Origin of the sequence: Litorilinea aerophila (assembly GCF_006569185.2) — a bacterium.
GTDB classification, from domain to species: Bacteria; Chloroflexota; Anaerolineae; order Caldilineales; family Caldilineaceae; genus Litorilinea; species Litorilinea aerophila.
This window is the reverse complement of the sequence record NZ_VIGC02000020.1, coordinates 95887-115730: the sequence shown is the minus strand read 5'-3', so window position 1 is coordinate 115730 and position 19844 is coordinate 95887. Positions and strand designations below refer to the sequence as shown.

Below are 19844 nucleotides of genomic sequence, written 5' to 3'. Positions count from 1 at the left end.
AGATCGTGGAGGCGGCCCGGGCGGCCCAGGCCCACGACTTCATCATGGAGATGGAACGGGGGTACGATACCTACGTGGGCGAGCGGGGCGTGACCCTCTCCGGCGGCCAGAAGCAGCGCATCGCCATCGCCCGGGCCCTGCTCAAGGATCCCCGCATCCTTCTGCTGGATGATGCCACCGCCAGCGTGGACACGGAGACCGAGCGGCAGATCCAGATGGCCCTGGCCCGCCTGATGCAGGGACGCACCTCCTTCGTGATCGCCCAGCGGCTCAGCACGGTGCGCATGGCCGACCTGATCCTGGTGTTGGAGCGGGGCCGCATCGCCGCCCAGGGCACCCATCACGAGCTCCTGAAGGCCTCGCCCCTCTACGCCGAAATCTACGAACGACAGCTACGCCCCCAGGAAGAGGACGCCCGCCTGCTGGAACAGCCCCTCAAACTACGGGGCCAGTGTGCGTCGTCCAGTTAATGCCAGTTTGTTCAACCCATTCCAGAGGAAACCACCATGTCCACCCAAAACGATTCGGTGCTTTGGCTCTACATCGGTACCTACACCCGCCGGGCCGCCCATGTCCAGGGAAAGAGCGAGGGGATCTATCTGCTCCATCTGGATCTGGAGCAGGGCACACTCCGCCCGGCCGGCCAGGTCACCGGCGTGGACAACCCCTCCTACCTGGCCCTGGCGCCAGACGGGCAACATCTCTACGCGGTCAACGAGGTGAGCGATTTCGGCGGCAGATCCAGCGGCGCGGTGAGCTCCTTCGCCATCGACCCGGAGACGGGGGGTCTGACCTTCATCAACCAGCAGCCCAGCCAGGGTGCTGCGCCGTGTTATGTGACGGTAGAAGCCTCCGGCCGTTACGTGCTGGCAGCCAACTACGGCGGCGGCAGCGTGGTGATGTTCCCCATCCAGCGGGACGGCCGGCTGGGCGTGGCCAGCGACTTCGTGCAACACGAGGGCTCCAGCGTCAACCCCCAACGCCAGGAGGGTCCCCATGCCCACTCCATCAACGTGGACCCCAACAACCGCTTTGCCCTGGCCGCGGACCTGGGGCTGGACAAGCTCCTGATCTACCGGTTGGACCTGGAGGCAGGCAAGCTGACCCCCAATCCGGAGCAACCCTGGGCACGGGTCAAGGCCGGCGCCGGCCCCAGGCACCTGGCCTTTCATCCCAACGGCCGCTTCGTCTACGTCATCAACGAGCTGGACTCCACCATGACCGCCTTTGCCTACGACGGTGAGCGGGGCACCCTCAAGGAGATCCAGACTCTCTCCACCCTGCCGGAGGACTTCCAGGGCCGTAGCCACTGCGCCGACGTCCACGTCCACCCTTCGGGCAAGTTTGTGTACGGCTCCAACCGGGGTCACGACAGCATCGTCATCTACGCTTGTGACGAAGGGAGCGGGGAGCTGGAGCTGGTGGGCCACGAGCCGACCCAGGGCGCCATCCCCCGCGACTTTGCCCTGGATCCAACGGGAACCTATCTGCTGGCCGCCAACCAGAACAGCGACAACATCGTCGTCTTCCGGATCGACACCCGCTCCGGTCGGTTGACGCCCACCGGCCACGTGGCCCAGGTGCCCACGCCCGTCTGCATCCAGATGCGCTGGCCGTAGGTCCGGCCTCCTGGCCGGACAAGGGCACCGACGTTCCGTCGCCGGCACCACTGTCACGCAAGGATGCGTGACCTACGAGACGGCCAGGCAGCCCCCATTCGCCCGGCAAGCCGTAGGTCCGGCCTCCTGGCCGGACAAGGGTACCAGCGTTCCGTCGCCGGCACCACTGTCACGCAAGGATGCGTGACCTACGAGACGGCCAGGCAGCCCCCATTCGCCCGGCAAGCCGTAGGTCCGGCCTCCTGGCCGGACAAGGGCGCCAGCGTTCCGTCGCCGGCACCGCTGTCACGCAAGGATGGGTGACCTACGGGACGGCCAGACGGCCCCAATTCGCCCGGCAAGCCGCAGGTCCGGCCTCCTGGCCGGACAAGGGCACCGGCGTTCCGTCTTATCGGCTGCTTCAGGGATCCTGGCTGCCGGTGGCCGCACTCCGGCGATTGACGATCAGGGGAAGGTAGCTGGCCGGTTGCATGGCCGGCCCTGGGTGGTACTCATCCGCGCCCATGTCCACGGCCGGGCCGAAGGGACGTTCCTCTCCATCCAGATCTCGGGTGACAGCCGTCTGGATGCCCACGTCCAGGGCGCTGGAGCTCTCGGTGAGATGGTAGTCGCCGGCATCCGGTGCCCGGAAGCCCGGTGCAGCCGAAATTTCGATGGTGCCGGTCTCTATGGTACCCCGAGCGATGTAGTTGGTCCCGTTGGCCCAGGTCTCATGGCCCCAGAAGGTGGCCTCCAAGTTGACTGTGGCGCTGCCGGCCACAAAGATGCCGACCGGATGGTCGACGATGATGGTATTGGTGAGGCGTGCCGTGTTGGAGAGCTGGTAGAGACCCTGGCCGGCAGGGCCACCGTTACGGGCCAGGGTGTTGTGGATCATGTCTGCATCGCCGGCTAGGAAGATCCCGCTGCCCCGGCCGTCCGCCCGATTGTGGGCGATGACATTGTTGGCCAGGTAGAGATGCTGCAGCAACATGTAGATGCCACCGCCGTCTTCGCCGCTCCCATTGTCCAGAAGCCAGTTGCGGGCCAGGACAGCCGGGCTGTTGTACAGGTAGAGGCCGCCGCCGTTGCCTGTAGCCTGGTTGTCCTGCACCAGGCTACTCCAGAGGCGGACCTGGCAGTTGTCGAAGTAGAGTCCGCCCCCCCGGTGGGCTTCATTGCTCCTCACCTCCACCTGCTCCAGGACCACGTTGGCGCCGGAGGCACGCAGCCCCCCTCCATCGCCCTCGATGTGGCCGCCGGTCAGGCGCAGACCCTGAAGGGTCACATGGATGTCGCCGGTGATAAAGAAAACCCGGCCCTGTCCCCTGGCATCCAACACCGTGGGGTAGGCCGTCGGATTCGGGGGATCGGTAAACTGGAGGGAATAGCCGCCCCGGATGGTCACGCTCTTGGAGATGTAGACCACCTGGGTGACCTGTCCCCGGGCGTGGAGGTCCGTGTAGATTCCCACCGCCACGCGGACCACGTCGCCCGGCGCCGCCGCATCCACGGCGGCCTGGATCGAGTCGTAGGGGCATCCGGCTGGGCAGACATCCAGGAAGTCCACATCTTCGTCGTGGACATTTTCCTGGGCGCCGGCCCGGGTGTAGGCCAGCAGGCTGACTCCCACCGTGAGCAGGCATGCACAGATGAGCAGGGGCCAGCTGACAGCCCGCGCCCGCTTGAAACCATGGTGCATTATGTTCTCCTCTCCATACCGTGGGAAGCCACGGGGGGCGTTTGGGTTGGTGCTCCGCTGCCCGGCATGGGGTCCTGTGGCTTCCGCACATCGGGCGCTTCTCCAGTCTCCTATCCAGAGAAGGCCCACGTTTGGCAGGTACAGACGTCCAATGGTTTGGCTATCACCTCCTCCTGTCCGCCGCCTCTACACCAACTTTTCGGGGGGGCAGGTTTGTCAAGTTGGTCGGATTTCGCTACACTGTACTTCCACTTCTGATTCCCTCACCAGGAAGGATCACCGCCTGTGGACTACGTGAATTTTGGATCAGCCGGGCTGAGAGTGAGCAGGCTGGCCCTGGGACTGGGGCTGCGGGGGCAGGCCGATGAAGCGGCCGCCCAACGGATGATCGAACGCGCCCTGGACCTGGGCATCAACCTCATCGATTGCGCCAACATCTACTCCCCCACCGACGATCACATTCACTTTGGCCGCTCGGAGCGGATCCTGGGACGGGTCCTCCAGGGCCGCCGGGACCAGGTGGTCATCACCTCCAAGGTGGCCGGCCGGGTGGGCCAGGGGCCCAACGACTACGGCCTCTCCCGGCTGCATATCCTGCGGGAGGTAGAACGTTCCCTCACCCGCCTCCAGACCGACTACATCGACATCTACCTGGTCCATGTCTTCGATCCCTCGACGCCCCTGGAGGAGACGGTGCGGGCCCTGGACGACCTGGTGCGGGCCGGCAAGGTGCGCTACGTTGGCTGCTGCAACTTCCAGGCCTGGCAGGTCTGCCGGGCCCTCTGGATCGCAGACCGGCTGCTGGCCACGCCCTTCATGTGCGTCCAGAACCAGTACAACCTGCTGGACCGCAGCCTGGAAAAGGAGATGTTCGGCCTCATCCGGGATCAGGGCCTGGGAGCCATGGCCTACAGCCCCCTGGCCATCGGCCTGCTGAGCGGCCTGTATCAGCCGGGGCAGGATCCCCCCGCCGGCTCCTACTGGGCCACCCGAGGCCGGGAACAGTTCGACCGCATCATGCAGGGGCCGGCCGGGGCGGTGATCCGGACGGTTCAGGAAGTGGCCCGGGAGCTGGGCAGGACGCCGGCCCAGGTGGCCCTGGCCTGGGTACTCTCCCACCCGGAGATCACCGTGGCCATCACGGGCAGCGATACCGAAGCCCAGTTGCTGGAAAACGTGGGCGCCCTGGGCTGGCATCTGGATGCCGACGTGCGACGACGCCTGGACGAAGTCTCCACGCCGCCTGGCATGGGCTTCTGACAGCTCCGCCGGCACCAATCGCTTTCATACAGGATAGCTGTTAACACAAAGAGGGTAACCTGTCAATCCCGTAAATTCTACCAGAAACGGGCCGGACAAGTATACAACGTTGTAAGGTCACAAAACGGTCCAGGGGCCCATTGCCCCCGCCACAACCAGAGCCCCCGCTTCCTAGCAAGGCTTGCCTGCACCATGAACGAAATCAACCGGTATACTGCTGGACACTTTGCCCTGGTCAACGGACGGCTTGTCCTTCCCGACAGCGTCCTCAGCGGCCAGGCGCTGGTCATCGACGGGGAACGCATTGCCGGCATCGCCGCACCTGGCGAGCTAGGCGACGAGATTCGCCGGATCGATGTGGGCGGACGCCTGATCACGCCAGGTCTGGTAGATATCCACATCCACGGCGCGCTGGGCCACACCTTCAACGAACCGACAGACGAGGCCTTCGCCACCATCACCGCCGAAAACGCCCGGCGGGGCGTCACTGGCCTTCTGGCCACCACGGCCACCGCGCCCATCCAGGCGCTGGTGGCCTCTCTGGAGCGGGCCCGCTCCTGGATGCAGAACCCGCAGCCGGGTGCCCAGATCCTGGGGGTTCACGTGGAAGGGCCGTACTTCGCCCCGGCCCAGGCTGGCGCCCAAGACCCGGCCCATCTGCGCACGCCGGACGACGGCAGCCCCGAGGCCCTGCTGGCCCATCACGATGTCATCCGCATCATGAGCTACGCGCCTGAGCTGCCCGGCGCCGTCGCGCTGACCCGGCGCCTGGTGGCGCTGGAGATCGTACCCGCAGCCGGCCACAGCGCAGCCCGGGAAGAGGATCTCCTGCCCGCGCTGGAAGCTGGCCTGCGCCACACCATCCACATCTGGAGCGCCCAATCCACCACCGTGCGGGAAGGCCCCTGGCGGAAGCCCGGCCTGCTGGAGGTCACCCTCACCTATGACAACCTCACCGCAGAGATGATCAGCGACAACCGCCATCTGCCGCCTACCCTGATGAAGCTGGCCTACAAGTGCATCGGGCCGGACCGCCTCTGCGCCATTTCCGACGCCACCAGCGGCGCCGGCCTGCCCGAGGGTGCCCGCTTTCGCATGGGCGGCATGGAGTACGAAGTCCACGACGGCGTGGGCATGCTGTTGGACCGTACCGCGTTTGCCGGCAGCACCACCCTGCTCAACCAGATGCTCCCCATCCTGACCGACGTGGTGGGGATTCCCCTGGCAGCGGCGGTGCGCATGGCCAGCCTGACGCCGGCCCGGGTCATCGGCCTGGCGGATCGGAAGGGCAGCCTGGCGCCAGGCAAGGACGCCGACGTGGCCATCTTCAACCCCGACTTCAGTGCCTGGGGCACCCTGGTCCGGGGCCGCTGGGTGCATGGCCCCGGCGAGGCGATGCAGGCAGGCGACGGTTCGGGAGATCCATCGATGATGCAGATTTCACAGAAAAAGTGAGAGCAGATCATGAACCCGGTACAACCTCAACGAACGGGCCAGGTAGACCGGCTCCCGGTGGCCGTCTACGCCAGCAATCAGGAGCTGGGACGTGCGGCTGCCTGGGATGCCCGGTCCATCCTGCGTCAGGCCATCGCTGAACGGGGCCAGGCCAACCTGATCCTGGCCACCGGCAATTCCCAACTCACCTTTCTCCATGCCCTGCGAGAACTGGACGGCATCGATTGGAGCAAGGTTCACGTCTTTCACATGGACGAGTACCTGGGTATCGACCCCAACCACCCGGCCAGCTTCCCCCGCTTCCTGCGGGAGCACATCATCGACCATGTGCAGCCGGCCGCGTTCTACCCGGTCCCGAGCTGCGGGGCCGGCTCATCCACCAGCGTGGAGCAGGCGTGCGCCGACTATGCCGCGCTGCTGCGCAGCCACCCCGCGGATCTGGTGGCCCTGGGGTGGGGCGAAAACGGGCACCTGGCCTTCAACGACCCACCCTTTGCCGAGTTCAACGACCCGGTCTGGGTGAAGGTGGTGCGGCTGGATCCGGTGAGCCGTCGACAGCAGGTGGGGGAAGGTCACTTCGCCAGCCTGGAGGAGGTTCCCACCCATGCCATCACCCTGACCATCCCCGCGCTGCTGGCCGCCAGGCAGATCCTGGCCATCGTGCCCGAGTCCCGCAAGGCGGACGCAGTTTACGCCTGCCTGGCCCAGCCGGTGGACGAAAGCCGGCCCGGCTCCATCCTGCGCACGGTGGAGCACGCCCGGCTCTATCTGGACGGCGACTCGGCGGCGCGAGTCCTGGCTGCCGGTCTTCTCTGAACGCCGGCTTTAGCAACAACGGGCGGGCATAGGGGCCCGCCTCTACGGGAATTGGGGCCACGTCGTAGGCGCCGCTCGCAGCGGCGCATCTGTCGCCCCCCTTCATCCGCCTGGGGTCCGACGTCAGGCGGGCGGGCACGGAGGCCTGCCCCTGCGGGAATTGGTGCCACGTCGTAGGCGCCGCTCACAGCGGCGCATCTGTCGCCCCCCTTCATCCGCCTGGGGTCCGACGTCAGGCGGGCGGGCACGGAGGCCCGCCCCTGCGGGAATTGGTGCCACGTCGTAGGCGCCGCTCGCAGCGGCGCATCTGTCGCCCCCCCTTCATCCGCCTGGGGTCCGACGTCGGGCGGGCGGGCACGGAGGCCCGCCCCTACGGGAACCGATGCCACGTTGTAGGCGCCGCTCGCAGTGGCCCATCTGTCGCCGCCCCTTCATCCACCTGGGGTCCGGCATCAGGCGGGCGGGGCAAGCCCCGCCCCTACGGGAACCGATGCCACGTTGTAGGCGCCGCTCGCAGTGGCCCATCTGTCGCCAGCACACGGGAGGAGGAATCAATGACGGACCAACCCTTGCGACTGCTCATCTTTGGCGCCCATCCGGACGATCCCGACTTTGCCGCCGGTGGGCTGGCAGCCCTCTACAGCCGGCGGGGCCACGTGGTGAAGATGGTCAGCCTGACCAACGGCGACGCCGGCCACCACGAGATGGGCGGCGCGCCCCTGGCCTGGCGCCGCCGCCAGGAAGCAGCCGCCGCGGGCCGCTGTCTGGGCGCGGAGTACATCACCCTGGACATCCACGACGGCGCCCTGCTGCCCACCCTGGAAAATCGCAACCTGGTGATCGCCATCATCCGGGAGTTCCAGCCCGACCTGATCACAGTCCACCGCCCCAACGACTATCACCCGGACCACCGTTACGCCTCCCAGCTGGTCCAGGACGCCTCCTACATGGTGACGGTGCCCAACGTGGTCTCCCATGTGCCCCACCTGCGCGCCATGCCCGTCATCGTGCATACCTGGGACCATTTCCAGAAGCCCTACCCCTTCCAGGCGGACGTGGTGGTGGCCATCGACGAGGTCATCGAGGCCAAGTTCGACGCCCTCCACTGCCACGAGTCCCAGATGTATGAGTGGCTGCCCTACAACGGCGGCTACCTGGACGAAGTGCCGGCCACCCCGGCCGAGCGGCGACAGTGGCTTCGGGCCCGGCGGGAGGGGCGCTTCCGCCAGATTGCGGACCTGTATCGGGAGAAACTGGTGGCCCTCTACGGCGAGGAGCAGGGGCGCCGGGTGCAGTACGCCGAAGCCTTCGAGGCGTGCGAATATGGTGCGCCGCTGACGCCGGAGGCCATGCGGCGGCTCTTCCCTTTCTTCAGCGCAAGCGTATCAGAGCAATCATCCCATTGAGTCGTCCCATTGAATCGTCGGACTGAGTTGCCACTTTGAGCGCCACAAAAGGAGGTGCCATGCAGCCCGCCGCCCGCCTCGCCCGCTTCGGCGAGTCCACCATCCGGGAAATGACCCGCCATGCTATGGCCCACGGCGCCATCAACCTGAGCCAGGGCTACCCGGACTTTGACCCGCCGGAGCCGGTGCTCCAGGCGGCCATCCAGGCCATCCAGCAGGGGTTGAACCAGTATACCGTCACCTGGGGCTATCCACCCCTGCGGGAGAAGCTGGCCCAGATCTACAGCGCCCGTCTGGGCTGGACCGTGGATCCTGACGTCCATGTCACCGTCACCTGCGGCGTGACCGAAGGCATCGTGGTGGCGGAGACGGCCGTGCTCAACCCCGGCGACGAGATCCTCATCATCGAGCCGGCCCACGAGAACTTCCGCCCCGCGGCCATCTTCGTCAACGCCACCCCGGTGTCGGTGCCCCTGGAGCCGCCGGGCTACCGACTGGATCCCGAGCGCATCGCCGCGGCCATCACCCCGCGGACGCGCGCCCTGATCCTCAACACCCCCCACAATCCCACGGGCCGGGTCTTCGATGCCGAGGAGCTGGCCGGACTGACAGAGCTGGTGGTCCGCCACGACCTGGTGCTCATCACCGACGAGATCTACGACCGCATCCTGTACGACGGGCGGGTTCACGTTTCGCCGGGCAGCCTGGAGCCCCTGCGGGAGCGGACCATCACGGTGAGTGGCCTGGGCAAGACCTACGCCGTCACCGGCTGGCGGCTGGGCTACGTCATCGCCCCCACCTCCCTGGCCAAAGCGGTCCACAGCGCGCACGACTACCTGACCATCTGCGCGCCCACGCCCCTGCAGGCCGCGGCCCTGGCCGCGCTGGAGCTGCCAGAGAGCTACTACGCGGAGATGACCCGGGACTATCACCGACGGCGGGATGTCATGTTGGGCTACCTGGAAGAGGCGGGCTTCCTGGCCCTCCAGCCAGAAGGGGCCTACTACACCGTCGCGGACTACACGCAACTGCCCATTCCCCAGGCCCGGTGGGCGCCCATGGACTTCTCCCTGTGGATGACCCGGGAAGTGGGCGTGGCGGTGGTGCCCATGGGCAGCTTCTATTCCACACCCGGCCACGGTGAAGGTCGGGTGCGCTTTGCCTTCCCCAAACGGCTGGAGACCCTGCGGGAGGCCGGGGAGCGGTTGCTGGCCATGGGAGAGGTGGCCCGGCGTGGGAAGCAAGAAGTGCTATAATGGGGCCATGACGGAAGCAGCAGGTGACACCCAACATCCAGAAAGGCAAATCAAAATCGCCCGGGCCTGGCTCAAGGAGCGGACCGAAGCCAGACGCCACGCCCTCGAAACGGAACGGCTGTACTGGTTGGAACAGGTGCGCCGGGCCGTGGCCGAGATTGCCCCCGACCACCCGGAGGTGCAGCGGGTCTGGCTGTATGGCTCCATTTGCAGGCCGGGCTGTTTTGGCCCCCACTCGGACATCGACCTGGCCGTGGAATGCCAGTCGTTGGAAGCCGAAAGCAGGTTCTGGCGCGCACTGGAACAGCGGCTGGGCCGGGACTGCGACGTGCGGCCGCTGGTCGAACCCATCCGGTCCGAGGTGCAGAGATACGGAGCTCTGATCTATGAACGAACCGATTGTGGTCCTGATCGCCAGCATCCGTAAGGATCTGGAGGCCATCGATGAAATCTACAGTGCCATGGATCGGCTCTTCCAGGAGGGTGAAAACGTCCTGGAGGATGAACGCGCCCAGATTACGCTGGCCTATCGCTTGCACAATCTCTACAACGCCTTTGAGAACATCTTTCTCAATATTGCCAGGACCTTTGAGAATCAGCTCGATCCACGAGGTCGATGGCATTCCCAACTTCTCGATAGGATGCGGCTGGACCTCACTCCCCTGCGACCTGCAGTCATCGATGACGGCATGTACGAGGCATTGTACGAGCTACGGCGATTTCGACACCTCTTTCGTCACGCCTACACCATGACCATCGACCCGGAACGGCTCATGCTCGTCTACCGGAAAGCCCTGCTGCTTCGTGATATCTATCACCAGCAACTGAGTCGGCTGCTCCAGTTTTTAGATGAGCTGATTTAATATCCACGCTCAATCTTCAGCGACCTGACAGGAGCGCTCCCCATGCCAACCATACCACCCTCCATGATGCAAGACTTTGGCCGCGCCATCTTCGAGGCGGCCGGGCTGCCCACGGACCAGGCCCAGATCGCCATCGACCATCTGGTGGAGTCCAACCTGGTGGGCCACGACTCCCACGGCATCATCCGCATCCCGGGCTATGTGCGCAGCCTGCAGGCAGGCGACCTGCGGCCGGTGGGCCAGCACCGGGTGGTGCGGGAGACGCCCGCCTCCCTGGTCATCGACGCCAACCGCAGCTTCGGCATCGTCCTCTGCTACCAGGCCATGGAGATGGCCATCCAGCGGGCCCAACAGCACACCTTCGGCGCTGTGGCCGTCCACCACTCCGGCCACATCGGCCGGCTGGGGGCCTTCCCGCCCATGGCCGCGGAACAGGACTGTATCGGTATCCTGATGCTCAACGGCGGCGCACGCTTCACCGCGCCCTTCGGCGGCGTGGCCCGGCGCCTCCCACCGAACCCCATCGCCATCAGCGTCCCCCGGGGGGATGGCCCGCCCCTGATGCTGGACATCACCACCAGCGTGGCCGCCGGCGGCAAGGTGGACGTGCAACGGGCCCGGGGCCTGCCCCTGCCCGAAGGCTGGCTCATCGACCGCCACGGCAACCCGGTCACCGACCCCAACCTCTTCCGGGATGGCGACGTGGCCATGTTACCGTTGGGCGGCCCCTTCGGCTACAAGGGCTTCGGCCTGGCCATGATGATCGACGCCATTGCCGGCGGCCTCTCCTGGGCTGGCTGTAGCGCGGCCCAGCCCACCCGGGGAGGCAGTGGCTACCTGGCCCTGGCCATCCGGATCGAGAGCTTCATCGACCCCGCGGAGTTCAAGCGGGAAGTCAAAACCCTGGTGGAGTGGGTCAAGTCGTCGCCCACCTTGCCTGGCGTGGACAAGATTTACGTGCCCGGCGAGATCGAGGAGGAGCGCCGGCGCCAGCGGGAGGCCGAAGGAATTCCGCTGGAGGAGACCACCTGGGAGGAAATCTGCGCCACAGCCGCCAGTCTGGGCGTGCCGGTGCCCAGCCTGGCGTGAGGAAGACCAGGGACGAAAGACGAAGGCGGAGGCGCGTCCGTACCGGGCCCGTCTTCGGTCCCTGGTCTTTCGTCCCTGGTCCTCGGTCGTCCGTCCCCCGTCCTTCTATCCCAAGGAGCGAACCCAATGGCGAGGAAGATCGAGGCGTGGTTTCGCGCGCCGTACAGCGTCCCCAACGGCCTCCAGGTCACCGACGAGGGTCTGTGGATCGTGGACCAGATCACCGACCGGGTGGCCCTGATCGAACTGGAGAACCCCAACGAATACGGCGTGACCCGGCTGGTGCGGGACATTCCCACCGAGTCGTCCAATACCAGCGGCCTGACCTTCGGCGGGGGCACGCTGTGGCTGGCCGCCAACGGCCCGGCCACCCTCTGGCGCCTGCCCCGCCCCACCGATGCCCAGGCAGGCACGGGCGAAATCCTTCAGGTGGATCCGGCCAGCGGCGCCACCCTGGCCCGCTATCCCCTGCCGGGCGGTGGCGGCACCCACGGCCTGGAGTATGACCGCTATGAAGAGGGCGTGCTGTGGCTCACCACCCTCAAGAGCCAGACCCTCACCAAAGTGCGCATCGCCGACTGGAGCGTACAACAGGTGCTTCCCCTGCCCTACGGCCGGGCCCACGGGGTGGTGCGGGTGGCGGACGGGATCTGGGTGGTCCACACCAGTGAGCGGACCATCGTCAAGCTGGACCTGCACGATGGCCGCGTCCTGGACCGGATCGACGTGCCCGCCTCCCTACCCGAACCCCACGGGCTCTCCATCTTCGGCCAGGATCTGCTCTACTGCGACGCCACATCGGGGTGGGTGGTACGCATCTGGCTGTGATGGGGCCGCGTACCTAGCCCAGGCCCCAAAGCTCCACGGCCGTGCCCCCGAGTATCCGCTCCCGCTGCGCCTCGGACAGGAACGGCAGCCCTTCCCGAATCAGGCGCAGCTCATCCGCCAGGGTGAGCCAGTTGTGCCTGAGACGATGGTGGCCTGGGTACCCGGTGCCCCAGACAGCCCGATCCGCGCCGAAGGCATCCAACAGGGCACGGATGTAGGGATGGACATCGGGAAAAGGGAAGGGCTGCCGGGAGCGTCCCTTGATGTCGGATAGCTTGATGTAGACATTTTCGTAGCGGGCCAGCTCCAGGATGGGCCGAAAGGCCTCCATGCCGGCATCCACCTCCGGATAGCCCATGTGATCCACGATCAGCCGGAGATGGGGGTAGCGCCGGGCAATCGCCGCGACCTGATCCGCATCGGCTGCGCGCAGGTGAAACTGTATCACCACATCCAGCGCCGCGATCTCTTCCCACAGGGGGCCGTTCTCCGGCGTCAGCAGGATCTTCTGCCCGGGGTAGTACATGGGGTGAAAGCGGAAGCCTGCCAGCCCCCGCTCCTTCACCCAATAGCGGGCCTGGGAGGCGTTGTTCGGATCCTGGGGATCGATGAGCCCATGCCCAACAAACCGGTGGGGATAGCGAGCCACCGAATCGGCGATGTAGCCGTTATCCCAGGTAGACCAGCTGGTCTGCACCAGCACAGCCCAGTCCACGCCGTTGGCGTCCATCTCGGCCAGGAGCTCCTCTGCCGTTCCTGGTTCATCGGGCAGGGTCTTCCAGCCGGGCGCCGTAGGCCCCACCGGATAGCGGGGTGGGTCGATGGCCCAAATGTGGACATGGGTATCCACCACCGGTGGAGAAACGCCCTGGCCAGCCATGGATCCCTCCTTATCGAATTTTACCTCGGGCATAGACGGGCCAGATGGCCTCCACCCGGCCCTGGCGTACCGCTACGATCTCGTTGTGCTCGTTGACGCAGGGGCATGGGTGGACCGGCAGCACCTGGACTCGCTCGCCGATCTCCGGCTTGCGGGCACAGGCCGAAACGTCCACGTGGCCGTGTTCCTCGGAGAAGCCATAGAAATGGGCGTCCGGGTATTCCACAATGTAGCCAATGCTGGTGCCCCGTTCGGTCTCCAGGGTGGATGCGCTCATGGTCTTGCTGCCGGCGTCCAGGATGGCCCGGCCCTCGGTGGGTCGGCTGACCACGGTGGCGATGACCCGCAGCGCGCACTGCTCCAGGGTGTGGCGGCCGGCCAGGAGGTGGCCATACCCCCCCACCGGGTATTCGCCGATCCGGTATTCGGTCAGCTCCGGGATCAGGTGGGCCTGCAGCGCGTACTTGGTGCTGCCGCCGCTGACCATGGGGTGGGGCAGGCCGTGGCGATCCAGGAGGGCCAGGGTTTCCTGGATCAGGGGACGGGTTTCAGGCGGCGTGGGGAAGCCCATGATGCCCCGGAACTCCAGGCCGGGGGAACGGTCGATGAGCTGGGCCAGGGCCAGGGTCTGCTCGGGCGTGATGGTGCCGGTGCGTTCCTGGCCGGTCTCGATCTCCACCACCACGCCCAGGGTGACCCCTTCCGCGCTGGCGGCTTCAGAGAGGCCGTTGACCGTGTAGGCCGAGTCCGCGGCCACGGTGATGGTGGTCTGGCGGGCCAGCGCGCAGAGGCGCTCCAGCTTCTGCTTGCCGATGATGTTGTAGGGAATGAGGATGTCTACCGCCAGGCCGCCGGAGACCAGCACCTCGGCCTCGCCGATCTTCTGGCAGGTCAGGCCGATGGCGCCCCGGTCCATCTGCATGCGGGCTACGGCCAGGGTCTTGTGGGTCTTGATGTGGGGGCGCAGGCCGATGCCGTGCTGGTTGAAATAGTGCTGATAGCGGTCCAGGTTTTCTTCCAGGGCATCCAGGTCAATGGTCAAAACGGGTGTATCCAGTTCTTCGACACGCATGGCTCGTATGTTCCCCTCTATTTCGATGCACAGATTTCATTCGATGCACAGATTTCACAGGCGTCCTTCAGGCGATCCGGTACGGCGCCAGGGCCTCGTCGTTGGGTTCGATGCCGATGCCGGGCACATCCGGCGGGCTGACGGTGCCGTCGTCGTTGAGGCGCAGGGTGTGGTGATAGACCTTGCCCCACATGGGATCCACCGTATCCCGGTAGAACTCCAGGATCAGGCCGTTGGCGATGGCAGCCACCAGGTGGACGTGGATCTCCTGGGGGCCGTGGGGGGCGATGTCCACGTCGAAGGCCTGGGCCAGCGCGGCCACTTTCATGAACTCGGTCACACCACCCAGGATGACCGCGTCCGCGTTGAGGATGGCCACTGCCTGCTGCTGGATCAGGTCCCGGAAGCCGTAGCGGGTGTACTCGTTTTCGCCCGTGGCGATGGGGATGGTGGTGGCTTCTGCCAGGCGGCGATGCCCGGCGTAGTCGTCCGGCGCGATGGGCTCTTCGAACCAGTAGGGCTCGTACTCCTCGATGCGTTTGGCCAGTTGGATGGCCTCATGCACCCGGTAGGCGCAGTTGGCGTCCACCATGACCTTGACATCCGGCCCTACCGTCTCCCGCACCACCCGGACTCGCTCCGCGTCCTCCCGGATGGAGAGCGCGCCCACCTTCATCTTGATGGCCCGGGCCCCCATGGCCACGTTGTCGGCCATCTCCTGGGCCAGCTCCTTGAGCCCCTTGCCCTCCTCGTAGTAGCCGCCCGCGATGTAGGTGGGGACCCGGTCCCGGTAGCCGCCCAGCAGCTTGTAGAGGGGCATGCCCGCCACCTTGGCCCGCAGGTCCCACAGGGCAATGTCGATGGCGCTGATGGCCCGGGTGGTCAGCCCCCGGCGCCCCACCAGTTTGGGCACCCACAGTTTGTGCCAGAGGCGCTCCACGTTCAGGGGATCTTCGCCCAGGAGGTGGGGTTTGAAGTGTTCAATGGCCGCCTGGACGATGGAATTGCCTGCGCCCAGCCCGATGCCCTGGACCCCCTCGTCGGTGTCAATCTTCACCAGGCCCAGGGTGACGTGGGTGTAGGTGTGCTTGCCGTTGGTGATGGGCCTGGCGCGCGGCCAACGGTAGACTTCCGTGGTGATATCGGTGATCTGCATGGTGCATCTCCTGGTGACAGGATGGATGGTGGCGGAGGATGTGCGGTTGGGGGATGCCCGGGATTATTGTATCATAGACGGGACAGGCCAAGGTAGAAACGGGACGGGTCCGACCCAGATTTTGGCAGATATGGTAAGTGCGATGTTGACACCCGGCGCCATCTATCGTTTCAAGCGGACCAACGAGCTCCGCTACTATCGCGCAGCCCGGACGCCTTCTGGGGTAGACTTTCTTTACCCCATCAGCGTCAACGGCTCCCGCATCGCGGACCGTCATCCCAGCGGGCGGCGCTACGTGCTCCTCTACTTCATGACCCGCTGGGGCAAGTTTGCCGTGGGCGGCTACTGGCTGGATCCCCGCAAGATGTTCGAGCGGGCCTACGTGACCGATGCCACGCCCCAGGATCTGGAGCTGGTGACCGAAGATCTGGCAGACCTGCCGGCGGTGGACGCGGAGCTGGACAACATCCTCAACCGGGCCGATATTGAGCTGGATATGGAGGTTTGGGGAAGCCTCCTGGAGCCATAGATCGGGCATGAGACGCCCAAGGAGTTCATCCATGCAGCAGAAACGCATCACCGTGGCCTACGGCGACGGCATCGGGCCGGAAATCATGGAAGCCACCCTGGAGATCCTGCAGGCCGCCGGCGCGCCCCTGGCCTACGACGTCATCGAAGTAGGTGAAAGTGTCTACCGCCGGGGTATCCTCTCGGGGATTCCGCCGGAGGCCTGGGATGTGATCCGGGCCAACAAGGTCCTGCTCAAGGGCCCCATCACCACGCCCCAGGGCGGCGGCTACAAAAGCCTCAACGTGACCATCCGCAAGGCCCTGGGCCTTTTTGCCAACGTGCGCCAGACCAAATCCTACGCCCCCTTTGTGGCCTCCTTCCACCCAGGCATGGACCTGGTGATCATCCGGGAGAACGAAGAGGATCTCTACGCCGGCATCGAGTACCAGCAGACGCCCGAGGCCATCGAAGCCCTGAAGCTGGTCTCCCGCCCCGGCACGGAACGCATCATCCGCTTCGCCTTTGAATATGCCCGGGCCTATGGCCGGCGCAAGGTCACCTGCATGACCAAGGACAACATCCTGAAACACACCGACGGCCTCTTCCACCGCATCTTCAACGAGGTTGCCGCCGAATACCCGGATATTGCCAGCGATCACCAGATCATCGACATCGGCGCGGCGCGGCTGGCCGCCCAGCCCGAACGCTTCGACGTCATCGTCACCCTCAATCTGTACGGCGACATCCTCTCGGACATCGCCGCCCAGATCGCGGGCTCGGTGGGGCTGGCCGGCTCGGCCAACGTGGGCATGGAGATGGCCATGTTCGAGGCGGTCCACGGCTCCGCGCCAGATATCGCGGGCAAGGGCGTGGCCAACCCCTCCGGCCTGCTGGTGGCCGCCACCCAGATGCTGGTCCACCTGGGCGAGGCAGAGGTGGCCACCACCATCATGAACGCCTGGCTGACCACCCTGGAGGACGGCATCCATACCGCGGACATCTATCGAGAGGGGCTGAGCCGTCGAGAAGTGGGCACCGAAGGCTTCACCCAGGCCGTGATCGAACGCCTGGGCCGGGAGCCCCGCTATCTGCGGCCGGTCCAATACCGGCAAGGGGGCATTCAGGTGCAGGTCGCGCCCAGTCCCCGCCAGGAGAAGCGCCTGGTGGGCGTGGACGTCTTCCTGGATTGGTCCGAAGGAGAGCGGGATCCCAACGAGCTGGGACAGCGGCTGGAGGCGTTGAACGGCGAGGGGCTGGCCCTGAGCATGATCAGCAACCGGGGGGTGAAGGTCTATCCGGAAGGCCTGCCGGAAACCTACCGCAGCGATCACTGGCGCTGCCGTTTCATGGCCAGCAGCGACCAGGTGACCTATGACCAGGTGTTACGGTTGCTACAACGCCTGCATGGAGCCGGGTATGACGTGATCAAGGTGGAGAATCTGTACCTCTTCGACGGCGAACGGGGCTACTCCCTGGGCCAGGGGGAATGAACGAGGGGAGATGGGAAGCGAATCCAGTGACACAGGCCCGGGCGGCCGCGCCACTCACGGCCCAGCCGATGGTTCGCCCAAGGCCGCCTGCACCGTCTCCACCAGCTCCTCCAGGGTGAAGGGCTTTCGGATGGTGTGGCGCACGCCAAAACGGCGGGCAATTTCTAAATAGTCCATCAGACCGTAGCGGCCGCCGCCCGACATGGCCACAATTTTGGTATCCGGCCGTTCCCGCAGGAGGGTCAATATGGTCTCCAACCCATCCTGCTCCGGCATGAGAATGTCGGCGATGATGAGATCCGCCGGTTTTTTGCGGAAGAGCTGGAGCCCGACTTTGCCGTTGGGCGCGCCTTCGACCTCGTATCCCACCGACTCCAGCAGTTCCTGTACCACGGCTCGCACTTCGGATTCATCGTCGATCACCAGGATCCGGGCCAAAATCGTCTCCTTTCTTTTCTTTTGGATGCCCTTCATCCGGCTCTTATTGACTTCGAGTTTTTCGTTTCAAGGCCACGGGAAGCCCATGGTCGGCCGATGGGCGTAACGGTGCATGGACAATGTCAGCCGGGTGCCACAGCCCGGCGCCAGATGCACCACAAAAGCCCGGTGGCCCACTTCAAACCCTCCCTGTCCTTCCACCTGGACCCGCTCGATCTGATGCTCGCCATAGGCGCCGCCCTGGACGATCACCGTGCGCGCGGCTGTCTGGCTGGTGTTGACCAGCTGTACCGAGGTGGTGTCAGCCGTCATGCCATCCACCAGCGCGGCCACGTCCTCAGGCAGGCCCGCGCGGCGACGGGCCGGGTCGAAGTAACGCAGCCGGCAGTGGAGGGGATAGCCCACCCGGCCGGTGGGTAGCCCGCCCAGCATCAGCTCGGTCAGCGCGGCCGTGGTGGCCGGGTTGAGGTGGTTCATGTCATCGGAGAGGCGGGTATCCGGCGTGGAAGTGTCGTGGCGCATGCCCACCACCTTGTCGTGGACCGCGGCCAGATCCCGCTGGAGGGCTTCGATGGGATAATCGGTTCGCCTCCCTTCCAGGAAGGCGAACCAGGGATCGTCGGCGACCCGTTCCCGGTCCGCCGGGTCCATGGTCCAGTAGTAGACCTCCCGGGCGCCCGGCTGAAACGGCTCGGGCGTGTAGTCATACCAGCCCTGGTCGCCGTACATATGGGGGTAGAGGATCCGCCCGTCCTCCTGCCTGGCGTGGGCGTTGACCCGGTCGTACATCTCCCGCCAGACCTGGATGTAGCCCATGTCGCCGGTCAGGAGCAGGCCGTTGGCAAAGGCGTAGTGGGTGCGGGACTGGAAGGCCGGCCGGTGGGCCAGTTCGCCGGTTTGGGGCACTTCCACCGTGAAGCCCCAGCCGTAGACGCCGCCGTACCACTTGCCATCGCAGGCGCCGCCGATGGTGCCGTCCAGGCCGATGTTGGTGGGGATGATGCCGCCGTTGGCCCGGGTGCGTTCCACCCAGGCGTCCAGGTAGTCCAGCGCCCAGCGCCGGTACTTTTCATCCCCGGTGAGCGTGTACGCCAGGACACCCAGGGTGGTGGCGGCCAGGTTGAGGGGGTGATCCCCCACCACGTCGTTGTAATCCTTGAAGTGGGCCACCATCTCCGCGTAGCTGCGTTCGCCGTGCCCCAGGTGAAAACGCCCCTCTACCTCGATGGGATCGCCGGCCCAGTCCAGGCCGGTGGCCTTGCGCAGGAGGGGCCCCCGGCTGCCGTTGAAGAGGCTCCGGATGATGCGGTGTTGGGGATCGTAGTTGGGGGCCTGGGGATCCTCCCCCATGTAGAAGCCCGCGTAGCGCTCCATACGCTGTCGCAGGAGGCGGTCGTCCGGGGTGGAAAGCCCCTGGAGGAAAAAGGCCGAGAAGCCCTCGCCGTGGTGGAACCAGTCAAACATGACCGGGAATTCCCGGTAGTACATGCCATCCCGGGCCAGGGGCACCTCCACCGTTTTGGCCTCGGTGTACTGGCGCAGGTGACCTTCCCACCCCACCCGGTAGAGGTCCAGGATCACGTCCGGCGCGCCCAGGGCATGAAGCAGGGTCCAGTTGAGCAGGTTCTCGGCCGCATCGTCCGGGCCGTCGTCGCCCCCCCATCGGGGTACGCAGCGGAGATAGCCCCGTTCATCGAAATAGCGGGCAAAAAATTCCTGACACGCGTCTGTCTGGGCCCGCAGCAGCTCCCGTTCCAGCAGAGCCCAGTAGGGCGGGGAAACCGGCGTGTTCACATCCAGGCTGACAGTCGGTATGCGTGCCGGCAGGCCAGATGACATGGGGCGCTCTCCCTGGGGTGAGCTGGCGACAGATTCGTGAGGCTATCGCCAGCGGATGGACCTGTTCAGATGTTCCTCATGCTACAGCCTGAAATCCGTTTCATGGTAGACAAGAGGGACTCTCTTGTCAAGGCCGGATTCTGGCTTTTCTGGCTTCTGGCGTTTCCGACGAGAGGCCTCGTTCCC

General features: G+C 65.8%; 19 protein-coding genes. 13 read left to right on the top strand and 6 right to left on the bottom strand.

All coding sequences use genetic code 11. The annotated features are described in order from the left end of the window. Together FKZ61_RS15500 and FKZ61_RS15495 are read left to right on the top strand one after the other, a co-directional pair. On the top strand, positions 1-470 hold a 470-nt coding region (locus FKZ61_RS15500; RefSeq protein WP_141611037.1), incomplete at its 5' end, for an ATP-binding cassette domain-containing protein. 36 nt (positions 471-506) lie between these two features. Beyond that, positions 507-1619: a lactonase family protein gene (locus FKZ61_RS15495; protein WP_141611036.1), complete on the top strand. Its 1113-nt coding sequence runs from the start codon at positions 507-509 to the stop codon at positions 1617-1619. 400 nt (positions 1620-2019) lie between these two features. On the opposite strand, the gene FKZ61_RS15490 is transcribed toward FKZ61_RS15495, so the two are convergent. Continuing rightward, positions 2020-3300 carry a right-handed parallel beta-helix repeat-containing protein gene (locus tag FKZ61_RS15490; protein WP_141611035.1) on the bottom strand — a complete coding sequence of 427 codons (1281 nt, stop codon included), beginning with the start codon at positions 3298-3300 and terminating at the stop codon, positions 2020-2022. Between the two features lie 321 nt (positions 3301-3621). On the opposite strand from FKZ61_RS15490, the gene FKZ61_RS15485 reads away from it, so the two are divergent. The 9 genes from FKZ61_RS15485 to FKZ61_RS15445 all read left to right on the top strand — a co-directional run bounded on the left by FKZ61_RS15485 (position 3622) and on the right by FKZ61_RS15445 (position 12273). After that, positions 3622-4560 carry an aldo/keto reductase gene (locus FKZ61_RS15485; RefSeq protein WP_229964275.1) on the top strand — a complete coding sequence of 313 codons (939 nt, stop codon included), beginning with the start codon at positions 3622-3624 and terminating at the stop codon, positions 4558-4560. 192 nt (positions 4561-4752) lie between these two features. Then, positions 4753-6015 carry an N-acetylglucosamine-6-phosphate deacetylase gene (gene nagA, locus FKZ61_RS15480; RefSeq protein ID WP_141611033.1) on the top strand — a complete coding sequence of 421 codons (1263 nt, stop codon included), beginning with the start codon at positions 4753-4755 and terminating at the stop codon, positions 6013-6015. A gap of 9 nt (positions 6016-6024) precedes the next feature. Continuing rightward, positions 6025-6831, top strand: a complete 807-nt coding sequence (locus tag FKZ61_RS15475; RefSeq protein ID WP_141611032.1) for a glucosamine-6-phosphate deaminase — start codon at positions 6025-6027, stop codon at positions 6829-6831. 554 nt (positions 6832-7385) lie between these two features. Further along, complete coding sequence (locus FKZ61_RS15470; RefSeq protein ID WP_141611031.1) at positions 7386-8237, top strand: PIG-L deacetylase family protein; 852 nt, start codon at positions 7386-7388, stop codon at positions 8235-8237. A gap of 59 nt (positions 8238-8296) precedes the next feature. After that, complete coding sequence (locus tag FKZ61_RS15465; protein ID WP_141611030.1) at positions 8297-9493, top strand: pyridoxal phosphate-dependent aminotransferase; 1197 nt, start codon at positions 8297-8299, stop codon at positions 9491-9493. Positions 9494-9500: 7 nt separating this feature from the next. Then, positions 9501-9920 carry a nucleotidyltransferase family protein gene (locus tag FKZ61_RS15460; protein ID WP_141611029.1) on the top strand — a complete coding sequence of 140 codons (420 nt, stop codon included), beginning with the start codon at positions 9501-9503 and terminating at the stop codon, positions 9918-9920. Further along, positions 9880-10356 (top strand): ribonuclease toxin HepT-like protein, encoded by a 477-nt coding sequence (locus FKZ61_RS15455; protein WP_141611028.1) that lies wholly within the window; start codon positions 9880-9882, stop codon positions 10354-10356. The genes FKZ61_RS15460 and FKZ61_RS15455 overlap by 41 nt, the downstream gene beginning before the upstream one ends. 42 nt (positions 10357-10398) lie before the next feature. Further along, positions 10399-11445, top strand: a complete 1047-nt coding sequence (locus FKZ61_RS15450) for an Ldh family oxidoreductase (protein WP_141611027.1) — start codon at positions 10399-10401, stop codon at positions 11443-11445. Between the two features lie 126 nt (positions 11446-11571). After that, the gene (locus FKZ61_RS15445; protein WP_141611026.1) at positions 11572-12273 is read left to right on the top strand and encodes an NHL repeat-containing protein; all 702 of its coding nucleotides are present in this window, start codon (positions 11572-11574) and stop codon (positions 12271-12273) included. Positions 12274-12286: 13 nt separating this feature from the next. Here FKZ61_RS15445 and FKZ61_RS15440 read toward each other — a convergent pair whose 3' ends face one another. The 3 genes from FKZ61_RS15440 to FKZ61_RS15430 all read right to left on the bottom strand — a co-directional run bounded on the left by FKZ61_RS15440 (position 12287) and on the right by FKZ61_RS15430 (position 15381). Then, positions 12287-13153: an amidohydrolase family protein gene (locus FKZ61_RS15440; protein ID WP_170199803.1), complete on the bottom strand. Its 867-nt coding sequence runs from the start codon at positions 13151-13153 to the stop codon at positions 12287-12289. 10 nt (positions 13154-13163) lie between these two features. Further along, a complete protein-coding gene (locus FKZ61_RS15435; protein ID WP_141611024.1) occupies positions 13164-14225 on the bottom strand; it encodes an alanine racemase in 1062 nt (353 codons plus the stop codon). A gap of 67 nt (positions 14226-14292) precedes the next feature. Beyond that, the gene (locus FKZ61_RS15430) at positions 14293-15381 is read right to left on the bottom strand and encodes a mandelate racemase/muconate lactonizing enzyme family protein (protein WP_141611023.1); all 1089 of its coding nucleotides are present in this window, start codon (positions 15379-15381) and stop codon (positions 14293-14295) included. A 142-nt stretch (positions 15382-15523) separates the two neighbouring features. Here FKZ61_RS15430 and FKZ61_RS15425 point away from each other — a divergent pair, with 142 nt between their 5' ends. Both FKZ61_RS15425 and FKZ61_RS15420 read left to right on the top strand, forming a co-directional pair. Then, positions 15524-15910: a hypothetical protein gene (locus tag FKZ61_RS15425; RefSeq protein ID WP_141611022.1), complete on the top strand. Its 387-nt coding sequence runs from the start codon at positions 15524-15526 to the stop codon at positions 15908-15910. Between the two features lie 31 nt (positions 15911-15941). Beyond that, positions 15942-17381 (top strand): NADP-dependent isocitrate dehydrogenase, encoded by a 1440-nt coding sequence (locus tag FKZ61_RS15420; protein ID WP_141611021.1) that lies wholly within the window; start codon positions 15942-15944, stop codon positions 17379-17381. Between the two features lie 54 nt (positions 17382-17435). Here FKZ61_RS15420 and FKZ61_RS15415 read toward each other — a convergent pair whose 3' ends face one another. Then, complete coding sequence (locus FKZ61_RS15415) at positions 17436-17819, bottom strand: response regulator (RefSeq protein WP_170199801.1); 384 nt, start codon at positions 17817-17819, stop codon at positions 17436-17438. Between the two features lie 66 nt (positions 17820-17885). Continuing rightward, positions 17886-19658, bottom strand: coding sequence for a hypothetical protein (locus FKZ61_RS15410; RefSeq protein WP_141611019.1), 1773 nt, complete (start codon positions 19656-19658; stop codon positions 17886-17888). Positions 19659-19844: the final 186 nt, after the last annotated feature.

Coding starts and splice junctions, on each gene's coding strand:
- FKZ61_RS15410 (WP_141611019.1), bottom strand. CDS start 19,658: ATGTCATCTGGCCTGCCGGCACGCATACCGACTGTCAGCCTGGATGTG.
- FKZ61_RS15495 (WP_141611036.1), top strand. CDS start 507: ATGTCCACCCAAAACGATTCGGTGCTTTGGCTCTACATCGGTACCTAC.
- FKZ61_RS15425 (WP_141611022.1), top strand. CDS start 15,524: ATGTTGACACCCGGCGCCATCTATCGTTTCAAGCGGACCAACGAGCTC.
- FKZ61_RS15445 (WP_141611026.1), top strand. CDS start 11,572: ATGGCGAGGAAGATCGAGGCGTGGTTTCGCGCGCCGTACAGCGTCCCC.
- FKZ61_RS15460 (WP_141611029.1), top strand. CDS start 9,501: ATGACGGAAGCAGCAGGTGACACCCAACATCCAGAAAGGCAAATCAAA.
- FKZ61_RS15490 (WP_141611035.1), bottom strand. CDS start 3,300: ATGCACCATGGTTTCAAGCGGGCGCGGGCTGTCAGCTGGCCCCTGCTC.
- FKZ61_RS15450 (WP_141611027.1), top strand. CDS start 10,399: ATGCCAACCATACCACCCTCCATGATGCAAGACTTTGGCCGCGCCATC.
- FKZ61_RS15475 (WP_141611032.1), top strand. CDS start 6,025: ATGAACCCGGTACAACCTCAACGAACGGGCCAGGTAGACCGGCTCCCG.
- nagA (WP_141611033.1), top strand. CDS start 4,753: ATGAACGAAATCAACCGGTATACTGCTGGACACTTTGCCCTGGTCAAC.
- FKZ61_RS15465 (WP_141611030.1), top strand. CDS start 8,297: ATGCAGCCCGCCGCCCGCCTCGCCCGCTTCGGCGAGTCCACCATCCGG.
- FKZ61_RS15420 (WP_141611021.1), top strand. CDS start 15,942: ATGCAGCAGAAACGCATCACCGTGGCCTACGGCGACGGCATCGGGCCG.
- FKZ61_RS15440 (WP_170199803.1), bottom strand. CDS start 13,153: ATGGCTGGCCAGGGCGTTTCTCCACCGGTGGTGGATACCCATGTCCAC.
- FKZ61_RS15455 (WP_141611028.1), top strand. CDS start 9,880: ATGAACGAACCGATTGTGGTCCTGATCGCCAGCATCCGTAAGGATCTG.
- FKZ61_RS15430 (WP_141611023.1), bottom strand. CDS start 15,381: ATGCAGATCACCGATATCACCACGGAAGTCTACCGTTGGCCGCGCGCC.
- FKZ61_RS15470 (WP_141611031.1), top strand. CDS start 7,386: ATGACGGACCAACCCTTGCGACTGCTCATCTTTGGCGCCCATCCGGAC.
- FKZ61_RS15435 (WP_141611024.1), bottom strand. CDS start 14,225: ATGCGTGTCGAAGAACTGGATACACCCGTTTTGACCATTGACCTGGAT.